Annotated in this window: 22 protein-coding genes; 10 read left to right on the forward strand and 12 right to left on the reverse strand. The window is 55.3% G+C overall.

What is annotated here, in order from left to right; translation table 11 throughout:
- Positions 1–24: 24 nt before the first annotated feature.
- Positions 25–291: a DUF4404 family protein gene (locus ACIGCM_RS01350; protein ID WP_397500246.1), complete on the forward strand. Its 267-nt coding sequence runs from the start codon at positions 25–27 to the stop codon at positions 289–291.
- Between the two features lie 109 nt (positions 292–400).
- Here the strand turns inward: ACIGCM_RS01350 and queF are convergent, their stop codons facing one another.
- The 4 genes from queF to ACIGCM_RS01370 all read right to left on the reverse strand — a co-directional run bounded on the left by queF (position 401) and on the right by ACIGCM_RS01370 (position 3,618).
- On the reverse strand, positions 401–1,231 hold the full coding sequence (queF, locus tag ACIGCM_RS01355) for an NADPH-dependent 7-cyano-7-deazaguanine reductase QueF (protein WP_397500247.1): 831 nt from the start codon (positions 1,229–1,231) through the stop codon (positions 401–403).
- A 28-nt stretch (positions 1,232–1,259) separates the two neighbouring features.
- Positions 1,260–1,958: an orotidine-5'-phosphate decarboxylase gene (gene pyrF, locus ACIGCM_RS01360; RefSeq protein WP_397500248.1), complete on the reverse strand. Its 699-nt coding sequence runs from the start codon at positions 1,956–1,958 to the stop codon at positions 1,260–1,262.
- A gap of 83 nt (positions 1,959–2,041) precedes the next feature.
- Positions 2,042–3,268, reverse strand: a complete 1,227-nt coding sequence (locus ACIGCM_RS01365) for a winged helix-turn-helix domain-containing protein (protein ID WP_397500249.1) — start codon at positions 3,266–3,268, stop codon at positions 2,042–2,044.
- Between the two features lie 107 nt (positions 3,269–3,375).
- Complete coding sequence (locus tag ACIGCM_RS01370; protein ID WP_397500250.1) at positions 3,376–3,618, reverse strand: DUF1127 domain-containing protein; 243 nt, start codon at positions 3,616–3,618, stop codon at positions 3,376–3,378.
- A 96-nt stretch (positions 3,619–3,714) separates the two neighbouring features.
- Between ACIGCM_RS01370 and ACIGCM_RS01375 the strand changes: the two genes are divergently transcribed.
- A complete protein-coding gene (locus ACIGCM_RS01375; protein WP_397500251.1) occupies positions 3,715–4,569 on the forward strand; it encodes a LysR substrate-binding domain-containing protein in 855 nt (284 codons plus the stop codon).
- Here ACIGCM_RS01375 and ACIGCM_RS01380 read toward each other — a convergent pair.
- Positions 4,559–5,314: a sulfite exporter TauE/SafE family protein gene (locus tag ACIGCM_RS01380; RefSeq protein WP_397500252.1), complete on the reverse strand. Its 756-nt coding sequence runs from the start codon at positions 5,312–5,314 to the stop codon at positions 4,559–4,561. The two genes, ACIGCM_RS01375 and ACIGCM_RS01380, sit on opposite strands and share 11 nt — an antisense overlap.
- 145 nt (positions 5,315–5,459) lie before the next feature.
- Here ACIGCM_RS01380 and ACIGCM_RS01385 point away from each other — a divergent pair, with 145 nt between their 5' ends.
- Positions 5,460–6,416 carry a LysR family transcriptional regulator gene (locus tag ACIGCM_RS01385; RefSeq protein ID WP_397500253.1) on the forward strand — a complete coding sequence of 319 codons (957 nt, stop codon included), beginning with the start codon at positions 5,460–5,462 and terminating at the stop codon, positions 6,414–6,416.
- Positions 6,417–6,462: 46 nt separating this feature from the next.
- On the opposite strand, the gene ACIGCM_RS01390 is transcribed toward ACIGCM_RS01385, so the two are convergent.
- Complete coding sequence (locus ACIGCM_RS01390) at positions 6,463–6,903, reverse strand: heme-binding protein (protein WP_397500254.1); 441 nt, start codon at positions 6,901–6,903, stop codon at positions 6,463–6,465.
- A 321-nt stretch (positions 6,904–7,224) separates the two neighbouring features.
- Here ACIGCM_RS01390 and gcl point away from each other — a divergent pair, with 321 nt between their 5' ends.
- The 7 genes from gcl to ACIGCM_RS01425 all read left to right on the forward strand — a co-directional run bounded on the left by gcl (position 7,225) and on the right by ACIGCM_RS01425 (position 15,785).
- Positions 7,225–9,000: a glyoxylate carboligase gene (gene gcl / locus ACIGCM_RS01395; protein ID WP_397500255.1), complete on the forward strand. Its 1,776-nt coding sequence runs from the start codon at positions 7,225–7,227 to the stop codon at positions 8,998–9,000.
- 49 nt (positions 9,001–9,049) lie between these two features.
- Positions 9,050–9,832 (forward strand): hydroxypyruvate isomerase, encoded by a 783-nt coding sequence (gene hyi / locus ACIGCM_RS01400; protein WP_397500256.1) that lies wholly within the window; start codon positions 9,050–9,052, stop codon positions 9,830–9,832.
- Positions 9,833–9,843: 11 nt separating this feature from the next.
- Positions 9,844–10,734 (forward strand): 2-hydroxy-3-oxopropionate reductase, encoded by an 891-nt coding sequence (locus ACIGCM_RS01405; protein ID WP_397500257.1) that lies wholly within the window; start codon positions 9,844–9,846, stop codon positions 10,732–10,734.
- 367 nt (positions 10,735–11,101) lie between these two features.
- Complete coding sequence (locus ACIGCM_RS01410; protein WP_397500258.1) at positions 11,102–12,373, forward strand: glycerate kinase; 1,272 nt, start codon at positions 11,102–11,104, stop codon at positions 12,371–12,373.
- Positions 12,373–13,788 carry a pyruvate kinase gene (gene pyk / locus ACIGCM_RS01415; RefSeq protein ID WP_397500259.1) on the forward strand — a complete coding sequence of 472 codons (1,416 nt, stop codon included), beginning with the start codon at positions 12,373–12,375 and terminating at the stop codon, positions 13,786–13,788. Before ACIGCM_RS01410 ends, pyk begins: the two co-directional genes overlap by 1 nt.
- A 99-nt stretch (positions 13,789–13,887) precedes the next feature.
- Entirely contained in the window at positions 13,888–14,808 is a 921-nt protein-coding gene (locus tag ACIGCM_RS01420) for an urea transporter (protein ID WP_397500260.1), read from the forward strand.
- 125 nt (positions 14,809–14,933) lie between these two features.
- Positions 14,934–15,785 (forward strand): ion transporter, encoded by an 852-nt coding sequence (locus ACIGCM_RS01425; protein ID WP_397500261.1) that lies wholly within the window; start codon positions 14,934–14,936, stop codon positions 15,783–15,785.
- A gap of 108 nt (positions 15,786–15,893) precedes the next feature.
- Here the strand turns inward: ACIGCM_RS01425 and ACIGCM_RS01430 are convergent, their stop codons facing one another.
- The 6 genes from ACIGCM_RS01430 to ACIGCM_RS01455 all read right to left on the reverse strand — a co-directional run bounded on the left by ACIGCM_RS01430 (position 15,894) and on the right by ACIGCM_RS01455 (position 20,481).
- A complete protein-coding gene (locus ACIGCM_RS01430) occupies positions 15,894–16,472 on the reverse strand; it encodes a TerD family protein (protein WP_397500262.1) in 579 nt (192 codons plus the stop codon).
- Between the two features lie 83 nt (positions 16,473–16,555).
- Positions 16,556–17,131, reverse strand: a complete 576-nt coding sequence (locus tag ACIGCM_RS01435) for a TerD family protein (protein ID WP_397500263.1) — start codon at positions 17,129–17,131, stop codon at positions 16,556–16,558.
- Between the two features lie 38 nt (positions 17,132–17,169).
- A complete protein-coding gene (locus ACIGCM_RS01440) occupies positions 17,170–18,171 on the reverse strand; it encodes a TerC/Alx family metal homeostasis membrane protein (RefSeq protein WP_397501086.1) in 1,002 nt (333 codons plus the stop codon).
- Between the two features lie 45 nt (positions 18,172–18,216).
- The gene (locus ACIGCM_RS01445) at positions 18,217–18,666 is read right to left on the reverse strand and encodes a tellurite resistance TerB family protein (RefSeq protein ID WP_397500264.1); all 450 of its coding nucleotides are present in this window, start codon (positions 18,664–18,666) and stop codon (positions 18,217–18,219) included.
- A gap of 46 nt (positions 18,667–18,712) precedes the next feature.
- A complete protein-coding gene (locus tag ACIGCM_RS01450; RefSeq protein WP_397500265.1) occupies positions 18,713–19,897 on the reverse strand; it encodes a TerD family protein in 1,185 nt (394 codons plus the stop codon).
- Positions 19,897–20,481, reverse strand: a complete 585-nt coding sequence (locus ACIGCM_RS01455) for a TerD family protein (RefSeq protein ID WP_397500266.1) — start codon at positions 20,479–20,481, stop codon at positions 19,897–19,899. Before ACIGCM_RS01455 ends, ACIGCM_RS01450 begins: the two co-directional genes overlap by 1 nt.
- Positions 20,482–20,483: the final 2 nt, after the last annotated feature.

Raw genomic sequence — 20,483 nt, forward strand, 5'->3', positions numbered from 1 at the left:
ATCTATTAGAAAAGGGAGCACCACATGCCTGCTAGCCGTTTGCAGCAGCAACTCGATGAACTGCGCGAGCAGTTGTCCCAAGATTCACCTCTGAGCGAGGAAGAGCGCGCTGAGCTTTATGTTCTGTCTCAGGACATCGAACTGCAACTGGCGCGTGAAGCTGCGGCTGGGCCTGACGCCACCTTGGTGGATGGTGTCAATCTGGCAGTTGAACGCTTTGAAGTAAGCCACCCAACTCTGGCCGGCACCCTGCGCAATATTGTGCAAAGCCTTGCCAACATGGGCATCTAAACTCGGCCCCTCACAGTCGGGACTAAACGCATCCTATCCACCAGAGCACGGCAATTTATATGAACAACTGCCGTGTTATTGGTGGATAAAAGGCGTCAACCAACCAGATTTACTGACGTACCAGTCGACGATTATCTGGATTAATCGGCGCTGTGCTGCGGTAGGGATTGATGTCCAGCCCGCCCCGGCGAACATAACGCGCATACACGGTCAGCGACTCAGGCTTGAGCAAGCGCTGAATGTCCAGAAAGATCCGCTCAACGCACTGTTCGTGGAAATCGGCGTGTTGGCGGAAGCTCACCAGATAAGTCAGCAAACTGCCCTGATCCAACGCCGGACCGCAATACTCAATCACTACCGTGCCCCAATCCGGCTGACCAGTTACCGGACAATTGGACTTGAGCAAATGGCTGTACAGGATCTCACTGACCCTTGTCTGCTCATCGCAGCGCAGCAACTCAGGTTGCGGTTGCTCATAGTTGCTGATGCTGATGTCGGCATCATCAATGCACAGGCCCGGCAATGACGCCACGCCGTCAGCCGCCACATCATCAAGGCTGCGCACCTTGACCGAAACTGGCTTCCCAGCAGCGGCAGACAGATCCGCAGTCATCACCTCGACCAGCTCAGCAGCGCTAGCAAAGACGGTCTGGTTGAGCGAGTTGAGATAGAGCTTGAATGACTTCGACTCAATGATATTCGGTGAGTCCGCAGGAATCGCAAACTCCGCAATCGCCACCACCGGCTTACCCGAAGGCTGCAACCAAGACAACTCAAAGCAGTTCCAAAAATCCACACCTTGATAAGGCAGCGTTTCGGCGCTCAGCCCAAGCTCAGCCCACTTTGGCGCACGCGGGATTGGAAACAGCAACGATGGCGTATAGGTGGCGATGTATTCGCTGGATTTGCCCAGCGGTGAATTTTCAGCAGCAGGATGCATATCAATTACCTGTCAAATATGCAGCGAATTAAGACAGTTCGGCAACAACGTCAATGAGCGCCTGCGCAGGATTAGCTGCCTGGCTGATGGGCCGACCGATAACCAGATAGTCAGAGCCCGCTGTCATGGCCTGGCTTGGGGTAAGAATCCGGCGCTGGTCATCTTGGGCACTGCCCGCAGGACGAATGCCTGGCGTGACCAGTTGCAGTTGGGCGAAGCGCTGCTTGAGGATTTGCGCCTCTTGCGCCGAACACACCAAACCATCCATGCCCGCTTGCTGTGCCAGGCCGGCCAGCCTGAGCACCTGCTCTTGCGGCGCAACATCAAGACCGAGGCCGGCCAGATCCTGTTGCTCCATGCTGGTCAGCACGGTGACACCGATCAGCAATGGCTTAGCACCGCTCAGGGCGTCTAAGGTTTCGCGGCAGGCACTCATCATGCGCAAGCCGCCAGAGCAATGCACATTGACCATCCACACACCCATTTCTGCTGCAGCCTTTACAGCCATCGCCGTGGTGTTGGGAATATCGTGGAATTTCAGGTCGAGGAACACCTCAAAGCCTTTATCACCCAGCGCAGAGACAATTTCAGGCCCGCAGCGGGTGAACAGTTCTTTGCCGACCTTGACCCGGCACAGCTTGGGATCGAGCTGATCAGCCAGCGCCAAGGCGGCATCACGGGTCGGGAAATCCAAAGCAACAATGATTGGAGTCTGGCAGTCGGACATGGTCGGGCTCTCGTGGACAATTTCGCCGCGCATTGTAGCCCAAGCGTGCGCCAGTTACCGCCTGATTCATCGGACACCTCGACCTAGAGGCCCATAATCTGCAGTTGCGTCCGCAACCGCAGCGCCTCAGGCCGCGGGCAATTGACGTCTACCGAAGACAATCCGAGCCACGCTGCCATGTTCTGCAGTTGCTCAGCCATGGCTAAAATCGCGCCTTCATCCAGCCCGCCGGGCTCACTGTGCAGTCCATGCAAAACCAGGCTACTGGCGGATCGCACGGCGCGTAGATCGAGCCGGGCAAGCAACTGCTCATTGTGCAAAAACGGCAACACGTAATAGCCATACACCCGCTTGTGCTGCGGCGTGTAAATTTCCAAGCGGTAGCGAAAGTCGAATAAGCGCTCGGTGCGTTGACGCTGCCAAACCAATGAATCAAACGGCGACAACAGTGCACTGGCCGTCACCTTGCGCGGTATTTTCAGCTCGGTATCCGCCACATAGGCCTCCTTGTCCCAGCCTTGTACAGACACCTTGATGAGCTCGCCGGACTCAAGCAGCTCATTGATTCGCAACTTGCTGTCACGCGCATCCAAACGAAAGTAGTCACGCAGGTCAACCTCTGTGGCAACGCCAAGTGCACAGGCTGAATGCATCAGCAACTGGCGCTGGGCACTGGCCTCTTCAACTGGCTCCTGGTTGAACACCTCGCTGGGCAGCACCCGCTCAGGCAAATCGTATAAGCGCTCAAAGCCGTTGCGCCCGGCAACTGTGACATGCCCCGCGGCGAACAACCATTCCAGCGCATGCTTTTCATTGCTCCAGCCCCACCAGGGCCCTGTCGATTTAGTACCCACCGTCAAACTGCCAGCGCCCAAGGCACCACGCTCCTTGACTGACTGCAAGATTGAACCAATCAAAGGCTGCTGTTCGCGGCCAAATTTGGCAAGTTGCTGATAAATACCTTCACCGCGCTGCGCACGCTGCATGCGCCAACGCAGTAACGGATACATCGACAGCGGTAACAGCGAGGCTTCATGGCCCCAATATTCAAACAATCTGCGCTGGCGACCCGAACTCCAAGCGGCCTGCTCAAGCAACGATTGCGGATAATGACCAAGACGCGAGAACAGCGGCAGATAGTGCGACCGCACAAGGGCATTGACCGAGTCAATTTGCACCACGCCAAGACGTTCAATGGCAGCACTGAGATGAACAGCTTTTACCGTTTTGGGTTGTCGGGCAGTGAAGCCCTGAGCGGCCAACACCAAGCGACGAGCCTGCTTCAGCGTAAGGGATTGGGTGTCGCGCATGGGGTACTCCTGAACTGTACCAAGCGCCTTACCCTAGAGGATTGAAACAAAACTGAACAGACGCATCTGTGGTTAAAGTCAGTGCGCCTGTTCAGGCTTACTCACACTCATTTTAAATGGTGTTTGAACGGATCATCCCAGAATCGCCGCTCGCTCTCTTGCATCACATCGGCGCGGCTTAGGCCGATGTCTTTGAGCGCATTATCACCTAACGCAGCCAGTTGATGACGCTCCTTAGCCAGTTGATTCCAGCGCTTGAGTTGTGCCCAGATCAGCCCAGCATAACCGCGTACCGAAAAGCCTTTTACTGACCATACAGCTGCTACTGCATAACCTTTTTGAGCTTTCATTTTGTCGCCCTCCTTTAGGGATAGCGACAGTCTCTAACTTGGCTTATGATCAATCCAACGAATGTTTCTTATGCAATACATCTCTGAGATTGATCAATGGCCAACTACCCCAGCATCGACAGCGAACTGCTGCGCACCTTTGTCGCGATTGCCGACTACGGCGGCTTTACCCGTGCTGCCGAGGTGGTTAATCGCACCCAGTCAGCGGTAAGCATGCAAATGAAACGCCTTGAAGACGATGTGATGCAGCGCCCGCTGTTTCAGCGTGATGGCCGTCAACTCAGCTTGACCGCAGAGGGTCAAGTGCTGCTGGGTTATGCCCGGCGCATTTTGAAGCTGCATGGTGAAGTGATGACCACCTTGCGCGAGCCACACATGGTGGGCTCAGTGCGCATCGGCACGCCGGACGATTACGTCATGCGCTTTATGCCAGGAATACTCTCACGCTTTGCTCAGGCCTACCCGCTGGTTCAAGTAGAACTGCACTGCGAGCCATCGTTCCAGTTGCTGCAACGCCAAGACCTCGACTTGACCATTGTGACCCGCGAACCCGGCACAGAAATCGGTCAACTCCTGCGCCAAGAGCATATCGTCTGGGCCGAGGCTGTTGGTTTCAGCCCACACGAGCAAAGCCCACTGCCATTGGCGATGTTCAATACGGATTGTTTTTGCCGCTCTTGGGCCTGCAATGCACTGGATGCAAGTGAACGCGAGTACCGGGTGGCCTACACCAGCCCGAGCCTATCGGCGATCATGGCTGTGGTCAGCGCGGGGCTGGCGGTCACCGCTCAGCTACAGAGTTTAATCACCCCAGATATGCGTGTTCTCGGCGAAGAACAGGGTTTACCGGCAATGCCAATGGCGAGCATCGTGTTATTGCGCAATAACCGTAGTCAGTCGCCGGTAACCGAAACACTGGCGGAGCACATCATCGATGGCTTCAAACTTTAAACGCCAGCAACACGGCGCAAACCACCAAGAAGCCCGCAAACAATGCTCGCAGCACGCGCTCGGGCAGCGCGTGAGCAAGCTTGACACCCCAACTAATGCTCAGCAGGCCGCCAATCGCCAGCGGTAAGCCCATCATCCAATCGACATGCCCGTGCAAGGCGTAGGTCACCAAGGTTACGCCGGTACTCGGCGCAGCCAATGCCAAGGATAAACCTTGGGCAACCACCTGGGTGGTGCCGAACACACTGGTCAACACGGGCGTAGCCACAACCGCCCCGCCCACCCCAAGCAAGCCCCCCAGCAAACCGGCAGTACCGCCTAAGCCCCCCAGCCATGGCCATGGATGACGCAGTTCGGTACTGCCCGGTACTGGACGGTAAAACAAGCGCGAAATGTTGTACGCCGCCAGCACCAGCAAAAACACGATAAAGCCAACACGCATGCGATCCGCATCTATGTTTACAGCCCAACCCGCACCGAGCAATGCAAAACAAAAACTGCTGCCCGCCAGCATCAAGGCATGACGAATATCGATACGGTTGCGCTGATGGTAGCGCCACAATGCCAGTAATACGTTTGGCACAACCATGACCAGCCCTGTGCCTTGGGCTAATTGCTGATCCAAGCCAAACAAGATGCCCAGCGCTGGGATGGCAATCAACCCGCCGCCAATACCGAATAAACCGCCCAGCGAGCCGAGCATGGCACCTAATACGACGTTAATTGCGAAATCAATCAGGCTCATAAATCACTGCATTCTGGCGATGGATGCAGTGCATGCTAAAGCTTTAGCACTAGTCTGGAAACGCACAGCAGCGCACAATGGCTTTGCATAATTCGCACAAGCAGGCTCCAGCGCAGCCGTTAACGAAACGGGAATAGACTCTACGATGAACCCTGACGCCCTGACCCATCAGTTAATGGTGTTTCTTGATGTCCTTGAAACTGGCAGCTTCTCGGCTGCAGCAAGACGCCATCCACTGACACCTTCAGCAGTTGCCCGGCGAATTGATGCTCTGGAACGCTCCCTGGGCAGCAGCCTGTTCAGCCGCACCACCCATGCGGTACGGGTAACGCCAGCCGGTATCGCGTTTGCAGAGCGGGCAAAACGTATTCTCAATGAATTGAACCTAGCCCGTGCCGAAGCGGTTTCACTGAGCAACGAGCCTGAAGGTCTGATTCGCATTGATGCGCCCTCACCCTTTGGTCGTCGTCATCTAGCACCGGCAATTGCCGACTTTCTATTGGCCTACCCCGGGTTGGATGTGCAACTGCGTTTGATCGACAGCTTTGTTGACCTGCACGGCGCGCATTTGGGAGAGGTGGATGTGGTATTGCGCATCGGTCCTTTGCAGGACACCCGCCTAGTTGCCACGGCGCTATCGCCATTGGTCCGGATTGTATGCGCCAGCCCGGATTACCTTGCGCAACGGGGGATTCCGCGCAAACCCAGCGAGCTTGTCGAACACGATGGTCTCGACTGGGAAAGCCTAGCGCCACCCTATGCCTGGCGTTTCGAGCAAGATGGCAAACTCAATATATTCAAGCCACAGCGCATGCGCATGACCGCTAACAATGCCGAGACTTTGTTGTGCAGCGCTCTGGGAGGCCTTGGCATTGCCCATTTGCCAACCTGGCTCATTAGCGAACATTTGCTACGTGGTGAACTCGTCCCACTGTTCTGTGATGACGGCCTGCCATCTCCGGAACCCAGCGGCATTTACGCCCTGCGGCTTGACCGCGAAACGGGATCACGCAGCCGCCTGTTGCTGGAATTTCTCAAATCGCGCTTTGGCCCTGTTCCGCCGTGGGATACAGCGTTGCAAAGCGGCTTGAATCATCATTGAAATATCGATGCGCTGCGCGCATCGATATTCTGAGTGGCACTCAGGCTTAAGCCGCAGCGCCTGCATCTGCCTGTAAACCGGCCGACTCAACAGCGCCGACCGCGCATTGCTCATCGATATCCGAAGTGTCACCGGTAATCCCGATAGCGCCAAGGATTTCACCGCCACTGCTGCGTATCAACACGCCACCTGGCGCAGGCACCAGATTGCCATCTGCCAGGTTATTCACCGAACCGATGAATGCCGGGCGCTGCTGTGCATCAGCAGCAATGGCTCGCGACCCTTTACCGAGTGCCAGCGCTCCCCAAGCCTTCGCCACCGCAATCTGCGGGCGCAGCAAACTGGCTCCATCCTCACGTTGCAAGCTTATTAAGTGGCCGCCTGCATCCAACACGGCAACCGTTAAGGGTGCAGTGTTGATCTCACGGGCGATAGAAAGCGCCCGCTGGCTAATGGTTGTAGCGATATCCAGCGTCAAGTTGTGCATGGCAAGGCCATCCTTATAAGCGATAAAAATCGAGAAACACCCAGCGCGCAAGCATTGCGAGCCAGGCAATCCAAAAGTCCTCTCAACTATCGCACCAGATACAAAAAATTCAACACTAAAATACAATTTATTTTATTTTTGTATACATTTTATAAGCAAGCTAACAAACGCTACAGATAAAGCCCTTTAAAACATCTGTTTTAAAAGAGATTCAGCTTAAAACCGCTATCGAATCAAAAATAGTTGACCAGAAAGTCATGTCATGAATAGAATCAGCCACAGCAATTTGTATACAATTTAACAATAAAAGAGGCACAAGAAATGGCCAGAATGAGAGCAATCGAGGCAGCCGTACTGGTAATGCGCCGCGAAGGTGTTGACACCGCGTTTGGCATCCCCGGCGCCGCCATCAACCCACTGTACGCAGCACTGAACAAAGTTGGCGGCATTGACCACGTCCTGGCCCGTCACGTTGAAGGCGCTTCGCACATGGCCGAAGGCTATACCCGCACCAACGCTGGCAACATCGGCGTGTGCATCGGTACGTCTGGCCCGGCAGGCACCGACATGGTGACTGGCTTGTATTCCGCCAGCGCTGACTCCATCCCGATCCTGTGCATCACCGGTCAAGCACCGCGTGCACGTATGCACAAAGAAGACTTCCAAGCCGTTGATATCACCAGCATCGTCAAGCCTGTCACCAAGTGGGCGACCACTGTGATGGAGCCCGGCCAGGTGCCACGCGCTTTCCAGAAAGCCTTCTATGAAATGCGTTCGGGCCGCCCTGGTCCTGTGCTGATCGACCTGCCATTCGATGTGCAAATGGCTGAGATTGAATTCGACATCGACGCTTATGAGCCGTTGCCACTGGCCAAGCCTGCCGCCACTCGCGTGCAAGCTGAGAAAGCCTTGGCCATGCTCAACGAATCCGAGCGCCCATTGCTGGTCGCCGGCGGCGGTATTTTCAACGCGGACGCGGCTGACAAACTGGTTGAGTTCGCCGAGCTGACAGGCGTTCCTGTTATTCCGACCTTGATGGGCTGGGGCTCAATCCCGGACGACCACAAGTTGATGGTCGGCATGGTCGGTCTGCAAACCTCACACCGCTACGGCAACGCCACCCTGCTGGAATCGGACTTGGTGTTCGGTATCGGTAACCGTTGGGCCAACCGCCACACCGGGACTGTCGAGGTGTACACCGAAGGCCGCAAGTTCATCCACGTTGATATCGAACCGACACAAATCGGCCGCGTATTCAACCCGGACCTGGGCATCGTGTCTGATGCAGGCGCAGCGCTTGATGCGTTCCTTGAAGTAGCCCGCGAGTGGAAAACAGCTGGCAAACTCAAAGACCGCAGCACTTGGGTTGATGCCTGCCGTGAGCGCAAGCGCACCTTGCAGCGCAAGACTCACTTCGAAAACGTGCCGGTTAAACCGCAGCGCGTGTACGAAGAAATGAACGAGTTCTTCGGTAAAGACACCTGCTACGTCAGCACCATTGGTCTGTCGCAGATCGCTGGCGCGCAGTTCTTGCACGTTTACAAGCCGCGCCACTGGATCAACTGTGGTCAAGCCGGCCCATTGGGCTGGACAGTTCCAGCTGCACTGGGTGTGGCCAAGGCCGACCCAAGCCGCAACATCGTTGCGCTGTCTGGCGACTATGACTTCCAGTTCATGATTGAAGAATTGGCCGTGGGCGCACAGTTCAACCTGCCCTACATCCACGTGGTTGTGAACAACTCCTACCTGGGCTTGATTCGTCAGGCGCAGCGCGGTTTTGAGATGGATTACTGCGTACAGCTGGCGTTCGAGAACATCAACGCGCCAGAGCTCAATGGTTACGGCGTCGACCACGTAGCAGTGGTTGAAGGCTTGGGCTGTAAAGCCATCCGTGTGTTTGAACCAAACGACCTACAAGCGGCGTTTGCCAAGGCCAAAGCGCTGATGGAAGAGCACCGCGTACCGGTTGTGGTCGAAGTGATTCTGGAGCGTGTAACCAACATCTCCATGGGCACTGAAATCAACGCAGTCAACGAGTTTGAAGAATTGGCGGCTCGCGGTGCTGATGCGCCGACCGCTATCTCCATGCTCGACTAATTTACCTCCCTCTCCCACCCGAGAGGGAGCCAAACCTGAGGAGCAATTTATGCCTCGTTTCGCTGCCAATCTGTCCATGCTGTTCACTGAAGTGGATTTCATGGAGCGCTTCGCTGCTGCCGCCGATGCGGGTTTCAGTGGCGTTGAGTACCTGTTCCCTTATGACTTCGCTGCGGGCGATATCAAGGTCGAACTCGACAACAACAAACTTGAGCAGGTGCTGTTCAACCTGCCAGCCGGCGACTGGGCCAAAGGTGAGCGCGGTATTGCCTGCCACCCGGACCGCGTAGAAGAATTCCGCGCTGGCGTCGACACGGCGATTGCCTACGCCAAAGTCCTTGGCAACAGCCAGATCAACTGCCTGGCGGGTATTCGTCCACAGGGCTACGACTGCGCAACCGTCGAACAAACCTTTGTCGACAACCTAAAGTTCGCGGCACAAAAACTCGCTGACGCCGGCATCAAGTTGGTCATGGAAATGATCAACACCCGCGACATTCCGGGCTTTTACCTGAACACCACGGCGCAAGCCCTAGCGATCCGCGACAAAGTTGCCAACAGCAATCTTTACCTGCAGTACGACATTTATCACATGCAAATCATGGAAGGTGATCTGGCCCGCTCCCTGAGCGACAACCTTGCAGTGATCAACCACGTACAGCTGGCCGACAACCCGGGCCGCAATGAGCCGGGCACTGGCGAAATCAATTACCGCTTCATGTTCGAACACCTGGACCGCATTGGTTACCAGGGTTGGATTGGCTGTGAGTACAAGCCAGCCACCACCACCGCTGCCGGCCTCGGCTGGATGAAAGCCCACAACGCGATTTAAGGAGCACTGTCATGGCTAAAATCGGATTTCTCGGTACTGGCATCATGGGCAAGCCCATGGCTGAGAACCTGCAAAAAGCAGGTCACCAACTGTTTATTTCAACCCACCACGATCAGGCACCTGCTGACTTGGTAGCCGCAGGCGCTATTGCCTTGGCTAACCCTAAAGAAGTAGCGCAAGAGTCTGAGTTCATCATCGTCATGGTGCCGGATACCCCACACGTTGAAGACGTGCTGTTCCGCGAAGATGGCGTTGTTGATGGCGTGGGTCCAAACAAAGTCGTGATCGACATGAGTTCGATCTCACCAAGCGCGACCAAAACCTTCGCAGAAAAAATCAAGGCAACTGGCGCTGCTTACCTCGACGCCCCAGTGTCCGGTGGTGAAGTCGGCGCTAAAGCAGCCACTTTGTCGATCATGGTTGGCGGCTGTGAAAAGGCCTTTGAACGCGCCCTGCCACTGTTCCAGTCAATGGGTAAAAACATCACCCGCGTTGGCGGCAATGGTGACGGTCAGACGGCCAAAGTGGCCAACCAAATCATCGTCGCGCTGAACATTCAGGCCGTTGCTGAAGCCTTGCTGTTTGCTGCCAAAAACGGCGCAGATCCAGCCAAGGTGCGTGAAGCACTGATGGGCGGTTTTGCCGGCTCGAAAATTCTTGAAGTGCACGGCGAGCGCATGATCAAAGGCACTTTTGATCCGGGCTTCCGTATCAGCCTGCACCAGAAAGACCTCAACCTGGCCTTGGCTGGCGCACGGGAGTTGGGCCTTAACCTGCCAAACACCGCCAATGCTCAGCAAGTGTTCAGCACCTGTGCAGCCATCGGTGGCAGCAACTGGGACCACTCTGCACTGGTTAAAGGCTTAGAGCACATGGCCAACTTCTCGATTCGCGATAAGTAAGGCTTCGTGGGGTGAGATAACGCAAAGCTTGTCCACCAGACCTTGGGCAACACGAATATTGGTTCGTCCAACTGGTGGGTGAAAAAAACGTTACTCACCCTACGAAAGCGATAAGCGCCCGTATCGGGTGCCGTAACAGAGCAACAAATCAGGTGATGCGTCCAAGGTAGGTTGGACAAATCACCTGACCCCTTCGACCTCCCCGAGGCGCGGTGTCACGGCCTGCAAATCGGGAAGGTCGATTCCAGTCCAGAGTCGTTATGCGTAACGCCTGCGGACTGCAATCGACCGAACTGCACGGGCAAAGCACCGTGCAAACTGTCATGCACCTGCAACACCCACCTGCCCCAGAATAAGAGAGTCTGCCATGTCATTCGATCCGCAAACCCTGCTGCGTGACCTCTTCAACACCGCGATTGATGCAGCTCATCCGCGTCACGTGTTGGCCGATCATTTACCTGCTGACCGCAGCGGCCGCGTCATTGTCATCGGCGCGGGTAAAGCAGCCGCCGCCATGGCAGAAGTGATCGAACGCGAGTGGCAAGGCGAGGTTTCTGGCTTGGTGGTGACACGTTACGGGCATGGTGCCGACTGTAAAAAAATCGAAGTCGTCGAGGCCGCGCACCCCGTTCCAGATGATGCTGGCGAACGTGTCGCCAAGCGGGTGCTGGAGATGGTCAGCAACCTAAGCGAAGACGACCGGGTGATTTTCCTGCTGTCTGGCGGTGGCTCTTCCCTGCTTGCCCTGCCTGCAGAAGGGATTAGCCTACAAGACAAGCAAGCAATCAACAAGGCCCTGCTGAAATCCGGCGCAACCATTGGCGAAATGAACTGTGTGCGCAAGCACCTCTCCGCCATCAAAGGTGGCCGTTTGGCCAAAGCCAGCTGGCCTGCCACAGTCAACACCTATGCAATCTCCGATGTTCCTGGCGATGAAGCTACAGTCATTGCCTCCGGGCCAACCGTTGCCGACCCCAGCACTTCAGCCGAGGCATTGGCAATCCTGGCGCGCTACAGCATCGAGATACCGACCAATGTTCGCCAATGGCTAGAGGACCCGCGTTCGGAAACCGTTAAGCCGGGCGACCCATGCTTGGCGCGCAGTCATTTCCAGTTGATAGCCACACCCCAACAATCCCTTGATGCTGCCGCCGCCAAAGCCGAAGCCGCCGGTTTTCCGGTCCTGATCTTGGGCGACCTTGAAGGCGAGTCACGGGAAGTGGCCAAGGTCCATGCTGGAATCGCCAAGCAGATACGCTTGCACGGCCAGCCGATTAAAGCACCCTGCATCATTTTGTCCGGTGGCGAAACCACGGTCACAGTGCGCGGCAACGGCCGTGGAGGACGCAATGCCGAGTTCCTCCTGAGCCTGACTGACAGCCTCAAAGGCATGGATGACATCTATGCAATCGCGGGTGATACCGATGGCATCGACGGCTCTGAAGACAACGCCGGAGCCATCATGACCCCCTTCAGCTATGCCCGCGCAGGCTTACAAAACCTCAGCGCCAGTGACGAGTTGGATAACAACAACGGTTACGGCTACTTCGCGGCGCTCGATGAGCTGATTATGACCGGCCCAACCCGAACCAATGTTAACGACTTTCGCGCCATTTTGATTCTTGAGAGCAATGACTAATGACACCTGACAAGAAAGTAAAAATCCTCGCAACGCTGGGCCCGGCCATCAAAGGCATCGACGATATTCGTCAACTGGTCGAGTCAGGGGTCAACCTGTTCCGTCTAAACTTCAGCCACGGCGAGCATGCCGATCATGCCGAACGTTTCAACTGGGTGCGTGAAGTCGAGAAGCAACTGAATTACCCAATTGGCATTCTGATGGACCTGCAAGGTCCGAAATTGCGTGTCGGGCGCTTCGCTGAAGGCAAAGTCATGCTGCAACGTGGCGACAGCTTGCGCCTGGATTTGGACGCAACCCCCGGCACAGCCGAGCGGGTCAACCTGCCACACCCGGAAATCATTGAAGCGCTGCAGCCCGGCATGAGTTTGTTACTCGATGATGGCCGTCTACGCCTGGAAGTAACCGCCAAACACGCCGATGCAGTGGACACAAAAGTCATCGCCGGTGGCGAATTAAGCGACCGCAAAGGGGTTAACGTTCCCGAAGCAGTGCTGCAGTTGAGCCCACTGACCGAGAAGGACCGTCGCGACCTGAGCTTCGGTCTTGAACTGGGTGTTGACTGGGTAGCGCTTTCTTTCGTGCAACGTCCCGAAGACATTATCGAAGCCCGTGAGCTGATCCAGGGCAAAGCCTTCTTGATGGCCAAGATCGAAAAACCATCAGCGGTTGAGCACCTCGAAGAAATCGCCAGCTTGTGCGACGCGATCATGGTTGCACGCGGTGACTTGGGCGTAGAAGTACCGGCTGAAAATGTCCCGCGCATTCAGAAAGACATCATCCGCACCTGCCGCCAATTGGGTCGCCCAGTGGTGGTGGCCACGCAGATGCTTGAATCCATGCGTTTCTCACCTGCCCCAACCCGCGCAGAAGTCACTGACGTGGCCAATGCCGTGGCCGAAGGTGCGGATGCGGTGATGCTTTCGGCTGAAACAGCCTCGGGCGACTACCCGATGGAAGCGGTCAGCATGATGAGCAAAATAATCCGCCAGGTTGAAAATGGCCCAGACTTCCAAGCTCAGCTGGATGTCAGTCGCCCACAGGCCGAAGCCACCGCTTCAGACGCCATAAGCTGCGCGATTCGACGCATCAACGCCATATTGCCGGTTGCCACGTTGGTCAACTACACCGAATCAGGCGCATCGAGTCTACGGGCCTCCCGTGAGCGACCAAAGTCCCCCATTCTAAGCCTCACCCCGAGTCTCAACACTGCACGACGCTTGACCGTTGCATGGGGTATCTACTCGGTGGTCAATGAGCGCTTGCACAAGGTCGAAGAAGTCACCACTACAGCGCTTGAAATCGCTCAGGCGCAAGGCATGGCTGAGCGCGGTGATACCGTGGTGATTACGGCTGGCGTGCCATTTGGCCAGCCTGGAAGCACCAATAGCCTGCGCATCGAAACCCTGCAATAAAGCTGCTTTTGCGTTACGGCGCGTTGAGGGATGGACACCTTAACGCGCCACCGGACAAGGATGTCCACCTTTGTTGTGCCCACATAAGCGGTTTCCAGCATGCACATCCAGCCATCCCCGAGTCCGGTTCTGCGCGGTTTCAGAGCGATCCTCAGCGGCTTTAGTCAGATATTCCTGCAAAACGACCCAGGCTGCGGCCTGCTCATTCTGCTTGGCATCGCCGTCGGTGCACCAGAGTTGCTTGGTGGAGCACTACTTGGCGGCTTAAGCAGCATGCTCACAGCCCAACGCCGAGGCTACGCCAGCGCCGATATCGAGCAGGGTTTGTATGGCTACAACGGGATTCTGCTGGGCATGCTCATCAGCGTGCAATTCCAATGGTCAGCCAGTGTACCTTTGCTGATTATAGCCAGCGCGGGCCTGTCGAGCCTGATGCTTGCCCCCTGGATGAAACGGATGCGTAACCGCCAGTGGTTACCGGCCTTTACCTTTCCATTTGTGCTGCTCAGTTGGTTGCTGCTGGGATTGGCGGAATCTTTACAGCTACAACCACACCCGAGTACAGCCGTAGCGGTTGAGCCGTTTGGTTGGGTAAACAGCCTGGCGGCAATGGCCCGCGGTCTTGGCCAGGTGATTTTTATTGAGCGTCCATTGTCTGGTTTTTGCCTCTTGCTCGGGCTGTTCGTGGCCGATACCCGCGCCGCTATCTGGGGGTTAATCGGTTCGGCGCTCGGCCTTGGTTTTGCGCTTTATCAAGGCTGGGAACAGCACAGCGCACTCGCCGGTTTGTATGGCTACAACGCTGTTCTCGCGGCGATTGCCGTTAGCCAGGTTAGCCGCAAAGTCTGGCTGCCATTAGTGGCGATCATTCTCGCGCTGGGCTTGCAGCCTGGCTTTAGTGCTATCGGGCTACCCGCACTGACTATGCCCTTTATTCTCGCCTGCTGGCTTATCAGCTCAAGTCAGCGCACATTCAAACTAGGCGTCGACTACACAGACCCGCGCCACACCAAGCCTTAGCCAACTCGACTCAAGCGTTGCGGCAACACCAGTTGCAACATGCAGGCTAAACTCCCTAGGCTGACAGCCTCGTTTCGTAGCGCATTCAAATTGCGCGGAATTATCAGGGAGCACCTGTGCAACACATGGATAAAACAGAAAGCTTACGCCGTCGGATTTACCGGATCATTTTCTTTACCGACACGCCTGCCGGGCAGCGCTTCGACAATATTTTGCTGGTGACTATTCTGGCCAGCCTTGTCGTGGTGATGCTCGATAGCATTCAAGTAATTCACAGCCAATACCGTGCCTGGATGTCTGGCCTGGAGTGGACATTTACTGCACTGTTTGCGGTCGAATACCTGGTACGAATCTACTGCTCACCCAAACCGCTGCGCTATATTTTCAGCTTCTATGGCCTGATCGACCTACTGGCCATTCTGCCCGGCTTACTGACGCTGTTTTTCCCAAGTGCGCAGTACCTGCTAATCGTTCGAGTGATCCGCATGATGCGGGTCTTCAGGGTGCTCAAACTGAGCCCTTACCTGCGCCAAGCCAACTTCTTGATGAAGGCGCTGCACGGCAGCAAGCAGAAGATCATCGTGTTCTTCTCCTGCATCGCCATATTAGTCACGGTGTTCGGCACCCTGATGTACGTGATTGAAGGCCCTGAGCATGGCTTCACAAGTATTCCCAAAGGCATTTACTGGGCCGTGGTGACCCTCACAACTGTCGGCTTTGGCGATATTGTGCCGAAGACGGTCGTGGGCCAGTTTCTTTCGACCCTGGTGATGATTACGGGTTATTCAATTATTGCCGTACCGACCGGAATTTTTACCGCGGAACTGGCCAGCGCCATGAATGGCGGCGAGTTACTCGAACGCGAATGTCCAAGCTGCAAGAAAGATGTACACGAACCCCATGCTGCCTTCTGTAATCGCTGCGGCAACCCGTTATACCCACGCGATGGCGATCAGGTTAAAGAGGCAACCGAATAAGATCAGGCGCTCAGCAATGCGCTGTAATAGTCGAGACGATGGATACTTACGCAATACAATAATGCAGGCTGCACAGCGGTGAAGCCTGCATGTATCACGTGGTAATGCTTAGGCGATGCTTACGCCGTGAGCTTCAGCCAACGGCTTCAAGCCACCGGCAAAACCCTGACCAATTGCCTTGAATTTGAAGTCTTCGCCAGCACGATACACTTCGCCGAAGATCATTGCGGTTTCGGTCGATGCGTCTTCGCTCAGGTCGTAGCGAGCCAGCTCTTTACCGTCAGCCTTGTTTACAACACGAATGTAGGCGTTGGCCACTTGACCGAAGCTCTGCTTGCGTTCAGCAGCATCGTGGATGGTCACGGCGAACACCAATTTCTTAACAACGGCCGCCAGGCCACTGAGCTTAACGGTGACTTGTTCATCGTCACCCTCACCTTCGCCCGATTGGTTGTCGCCCATGTGCTCAACAGAACCATCGGCAGACTTTTTGTTGTTGTAGAAAATGAAGCTCGCGTCATCGAGAACTTTGCCATTTTCGCCAACGATGAAAACCGAAGCGTCGAGGTCGAATTTCGAGCCGTCCGTCACCCGCGGATCCCAACCCAGACCCACCACTACTTCCGTCAGGCCCGGCGCTTCTTTGGACAGAGAGACGTTGCCGCCTTTAGACAGGGTTACAGCCATGTTCAGATTCCTTAAGGATGTTTCACACGCACAAGCCCGCTAACAGCGCCTTCGCGCGCCAGCGGGTCATAGTGCTGAAAGGTTTAGAAGTTCATGCCATAGGAGTTAGCCAGGGCCTTCAAGCCACCTGCGAAACCTTGGCCAACGGCGCGGAATTTCCACTCACCGTTGTTACGATACAGCTCAGCGAAAACCATCGCGGTTTCTGTCGAGGCATCTTCGGCCAGGTCGTAGCGAACAACCTCAGCACCGGTTACTTCATTGACGATACGGATGAATGAGCCACCCACTTGACCGAAGTTTTGCTTGCGCGTATCGGCATCGTGAATGGTCACGACAAAGGCAATTTTATCGACATCAGCCGCCACGGTATTGAGGTCAACTTTCAACACTTCGTCGTCGCCATCACCCGCGCCAGTGCGGTTGTCGCCTGTGTGCTCAACCGAGCCATCCTGGCTCTTCAACTGGTTGTAGAAGATAAAGTCAGCGTCACCGCGAACTTTGCCGTTTGCACCCAACAGGAAGGCGCTTGCGTCCAAATCGAAATCCGCACCATCAGTGGCGCGTGGATCCCAACCCAGACCGATCAGCAGCTTGGTCAAGCTTGCGTCGGTTTTGGTGAGTGACAGGTTGCCGCCTTTTTGAAGAGTCAGTGCCATGGGGTAATGCTCCTTTAATGGATGGTTTAATCTGTTGCTCAGTTGTTTTCGGGCTGGCTGTCTTCTTCCTTACCGGGGAAGATCCAGCTCGCGACGACGCCGATGACCAAGACAATCATAACGATCATCAAACTGGTGTTGGCGTCAATGGTGTAACCGTGATGAAACATGTGATCGGTTGCGTTCAAGCCGAGTTTGACTGCAATAAAGAACAGCAGTGCAATAACGGCTTTTTCCAAATGGACCAGGTAGCGTTTTAGTGCCTCTAGTACAAAGTACATGGTGCGCAAACCGAGGATTGCAAACAGCATGGCCGAATAAACGATCAACGGTTCACGGCTGACAGCGATGACGGCAGGGACCGAGTCGAATGCAAACAACACATCAGAAACTTCGGCCACGACCAGGCACAGGAACAGAGGCGTAGCGAAAATGGTGCCTTTGGCCGCCAGTGTCATGCCTGCGTTTTCGGGCTTCTGAACCTCAACTTCAAGCTTTTTGCGCGAGACAAAGAAGTTATGGCCATACAGCTTTGGCCACACCGGAAACAGCTTCTGGGCGAAGCGATAAGCCATGTGTTTGGAGTAGTCTTCTTCCTCTTCATCATCGCCCCCGGCGCGCAGCATCATCACCGCAGTCCAGGCAACGATAATCGCAAAGATCACCTCGACCCATGGACCAAATGCGAGCAGCCCGGTGCCGATTGCAACGAAGATTCCGCGGAACACAATCGCGCCAATGATGCCCCAGTAAAGTACCCGGTGACGTAGGCCGTCCGGCACTTTGAACCAAGCAAAAATCGCCATAAAGACGAAAAGGTTATCCACGCTCAGGACTTTTTCAAGGGCGTAGCCGGTGACGAACAGACTGGCAACTTCTGGACCGTGCTGGACGTACAAGAACCCAGCAAACGCCAGCGATATGGCGATCCAGAACACCGACCAAACAGATGCCTTGGTCAGCGAAATTGGCTTGTCACCACGGTGAGTAATCATGTCGAGGAGCAGCGCACCGACGGCGATCCCCACAAAGACCGCCATGGTCAGCGGTGGGAATCCAATATGTGTATCCACTTGTAGAGTTCCTTAAAGATCAAAGTCTGCTGGGTTGAGGTCAAGCTCAAGGCAAATCAAGCGGCAAACCGCTTTTTCGTCGTCATCGAAATTGCCATCCGATGCACCGACAGCCGAAACCACGCGGACCAGCAAACGGGCCGCGCCATCATTGCCTTTGAGCTTGCTAACGACCTTCAGCGCCTCAGCGCGACCAATTTGTTGGTCGAACTCGAATTTCGCGCAATGGTCATTGAATGAGTTGATAACATCCTTGAGGTCGAAGACTTTCAGTTCAGGGGAGTTAGTGATAAACCCGACCATCTTCGATTTTTCAGCCGAGGAAATATCACCATCAGCGGCCGCGACCAAAGCGCAGCCTGCAGTAGTGGCGTCCATAAACTTCTGGTTACGAAACTTGCCAACCTCTGAGGTCAGTTTGTCGCGCGCCGCTGTTGCGTTTGTTTTTAGCCATTCAAGCATTTGAGTTCTCCTCAATAGGCACAGGCAAATGACTGCGCCATGGTTTCTATTTTGAACCTGCTGTCCAGCGCATGCCCCAGCCATAAGCCTTATCCATCACCGCATGACCGCGATGGAAATCAACTTGGCGGGTGACTTTTACGGCACCGTTTACGTTTTCCAGCAAAGCGATAGCGCACACCCCTTCACGACCACCCTCCTCGTTGAGGCGTACCTCGATGTCGGGTTGGCCTGGGATGTAAATGGTCACAACGCCGTCCGTTTCCTTCCAGTTAGGAACCCCTTCGTAAATAAAGGCGAAGAACAAAATACGGCGCACCTCACTCCACTTCGCACCGTTGATATGCAACCACTCACCACCAGCGACCGAGCCGGTTCGGTCGTCGCCCATCAACTGAATGTAAGGCTCACGGGTCAAGCTGCCGAAGGCTTTACCCAGCGCTTGAACCACACCCTTCTGGCCATTTTCAAGCTCATACAAACAGCCAACATCAAGGTCGATTGAAGTACTGCGAGAAAAGAAACCACCGCCTTTTGCGGGCCGTTGATTCCAGTTCAGGTTGACCTTGATCTCGCCGAAGCCAGACGCGGTTTTTTCCAGGCTGATGGATTTGCGAGTCTTGTCCAGCGTGACTTTGCTTAAGCTGACCGAAGACTTCACCGCTTCAGCTGGAGGCGGGGTCGGCGTAGGTGGAGGTGTCGGAGCAGGCGCTGCTGAAGGCGCAGGTGCCGCCACCTCAACACCAAAATGCTTGGCCAAAGGCTCAAGCCCACCAGCAAAGCCCTGAGCAACACAACGGAACTTCCACTCACCCTGACGGCGATAAAACTCGCCAAGGATCAGCGCTGTTTCCTGCATGCCCTTGGTCTCAAGCTGAGCGTCTATACCGCCCGAGATGGCCAGCGAAAGCTGCGAAACACGATCGAAACTGGCTTTGTTCTCGTAGATAGTGGCGGTCAATGCCACTTTCTCAACCACAGGTTCAAGCCGGCTCAGGTCAAGGGTAAACACAGCGCGTCCGGCAGACGACTCGGTCATCTGCACGACGCCGCCCAAGACACTGGTCTGGCCGTAAAAGCACATATCGCTATCGCCGCGGACTTTACCGGCAGCGTTTAAGATAAAAGCCGAGACATCAATATCCGCCCCAGTAATAGGCGAATAGTTGATCTCAACACTGAGTTGACCGGTGGCGACCGGTGCATTACCACCCGGTACGAGCGTGGCCATTAACGCACCGCCTGCACAGCCAGAGAAACCAGGTCATCAACCGTGCGACCATTGGTGTTGACGCCGACTGCTTTGAATTCCCAGCCTGAGCTACCACGCGACAGGCTCGCCATAACGATGCCGGTGTGACCGCCACGCTCAGACAGATTGAAACGGGCTAGCTCGGTCTTATTGCTGGCGTTGACGATACGGCAATAGGCATTTTCAACTTTTTCAAAGGTCTGGCCAGTGAAGCTATTAACCGTGAACACCAGGTGCTTGACCGACTCAGGCAGGCGTTGAAGGTCAACGTTGATGGTTTCGTCATCGCCGTCACCTTCACCGGTGCGGTTGTCGCCTGAGTGCTGGATCGAACCGTCGTTGGACTTAAGTTGACGGAACCAAACCAGGTCGATTGGCTTCAGCTCGCTGTCGAGCAGGATGCAAGACGCATCAAGATCGATCTCGCCGCCGCTGCCCAGCAATTTGCCAAAAAAGCCGCTTTTAGCCGCATCCCAGCCAAGGCCCAGGCTGATTTTGCTCAAGCCGCTGCCCGCGGTTTTTTCCAGTGAGATCGTCTGGTTTTTACTTAGAGTAAGTGCCATGG

It is taken from the genome of Pseudomonas sp. NPDC078700, assembly GCF_044542375.1.
GTDB lineage: Bacteria > Pseudomonadota > Gammaproteobacteria > Pseudomonadales > Pseudomonadaceae > Aquipseudomonas.

Excerpts from the sequence above, each read along its gene's own strand:
- ACIGCM_RS01385 (WP_397500253.1), top strand. The coding sequence starts at position 5,460 with ATGAACCCTGACGCCCTGACCCATCAGTTAATGGTGTTTCTTGATGTC.
- ACIGCM_RS01430 (WP_397500262.1), bottom strand. The coding sequence starts at position 16,472 with ATGGCTGTAACCCTGTCTAAAGGCGGCAACGTCTCTCTGTCCAAAGAA.
- ACIGCM_RS01435 (WP_397500263.1), bottom strand. The coding sequence starts at position 17,131 with ATGGCACTGACTCTTCAAAAAGGCGGCAACCTGTCACTCACCAAAACC.
- ACIGCM_RS01410 (WP_397500258.1), top strand. The coding sequence starts at position 11,102 with ATGTCATTCGATCCGCAAACCCTGCTGCGTGACCTCTTCAACACCGCG.
- ACIGCM_RS01350 (WP_397500246.1), top strand. The coding sequence starts at position 25 with ATGCCTGCTAGCCGTTTGCAGCAGCAACTCGATGAACTGCGCGAGCAG.
- ACIGCM_RS01405 (WP_397500257.1), top strand. The coding sequence starts at position 9,844 with ATGGCTAAAATCGGATTTCTCGGTACTGGCATCATGGGCAAGCCCATG.
- ACIGCM_RS01380 (WP_397500252.1), bottom strand. The coding sequence starts at position 5,314 with ATGAGCCTGATTGATTTCGCAATTAACGTCGTATTAGGTGCCATGCTC.
- ACIGCM_RS01390 (WP_397500254.1), bottom strand. The coding sequence starts at position 6,903 with ATGCACAACTTGACGCTGGATATCGCTACAACCATTAGCCAGCGGGCG.
- ACIGCM_RS01455 (WP_397500266.1), bottom strand. The coding sequence starts at position 20,481 with ATGGCACTTACTCTAAGTAAAAACCAGACGATCTCACTGGAAAAAACC.
- hyi (WP_397500256.1), top strand. The coding sequence starts at position 9,050 with ATGCCTCGTTTCGCTGCCAATCTGTCCATGCTGTTCACTGAAGTGGAT.
- pyrF (WP_397500248.1), bottom strand. The coding sequence starts at position 1,958 with ATGTCCGACTGCCAGACTCCAATCATTGTTGCTTTGGATTTCCCGACC.
- ACIGCM_RS01425 (WP_397500261.1), top strand. The coding sequence starts at position 14,934 with ATGGATAAAACAGAAAGCTTACGCCGTCGGATTTACCGGATCATTTTC.
- queF (WP_397500247.1), bottom strand. The coding sequence starts at position 1,231 with ATGCATCCTGCTGCTGAAAATTCACCGCTGGGCAAATCCAGCGAATAC.
- ACIGCM_RS01445 (WP_397500264.1), bottom strand. The coding sequence starts at position 18,666 with ATGCTTGAATGGCTAAAAACAAACGCAACAGCGGCGCGCGACAAACTG.
- pyk (WP_397500259.1), top strand. The coding sequence starts at position 12,373 with ATGACACCTGACAAGAAAGTAAAAATCCTCGCAACGCTGGGCCCGGCC.
- ACIGCM_RS01370 (WP_397500250.1), bottom strand. The coding sequence starts at position 3,618 with ATGAAAGCTCAAAAAGGTTATGCAGTAGCAGCTGTATGGTCAGTAAAA.
- ACIGCM_RS01420 (WP_397500260.1), top strand. The coding sequence starts at position 13,888 with ATGCACATCCAGCCATCCCCGAGTCCGGTTCTGCGCGGTTTCAGAGCG.
- gcl (WP_397500255.1), top strand. The coding sequence starts at position 7,225 with ATGGCCAGAATGAGAGCAATCGAGGCAGCCGTACTGGTAATGCGCCGC.
- ACIGCM_RS01375 (WP_397500251.1), top strand. The coding sequence starts at position 3,715 with ATGGCCAACTACCCCAGCATCGACAGCGAACTGCTGCGCACCTTTGTC.
- ACIGCM_RS01450 (WP_397500265.1), bottom strand. The coding sequence starts at position 19,897 with ATGGCCACGCTCGTACCGGGTGGTAATGCACCGGTCGCCACCGGTCAA.
- ACIGCM_RS01365 (WP_397500249.1), bottom strand. The coding sequence starts at position 3,268 with ATGCGCGACACCCAATCCCTTACGCTGAAGCAGGCTCGTCGCTTGGTG.
- ACIGCM_RS01440 (WP_397501086.1), bottom strand. The coding sequence starts at position 18,171 with ATGGCGGTCTTTGTGGGGATCGCCGTCGGTGCGCTGCTCCTCGACATG.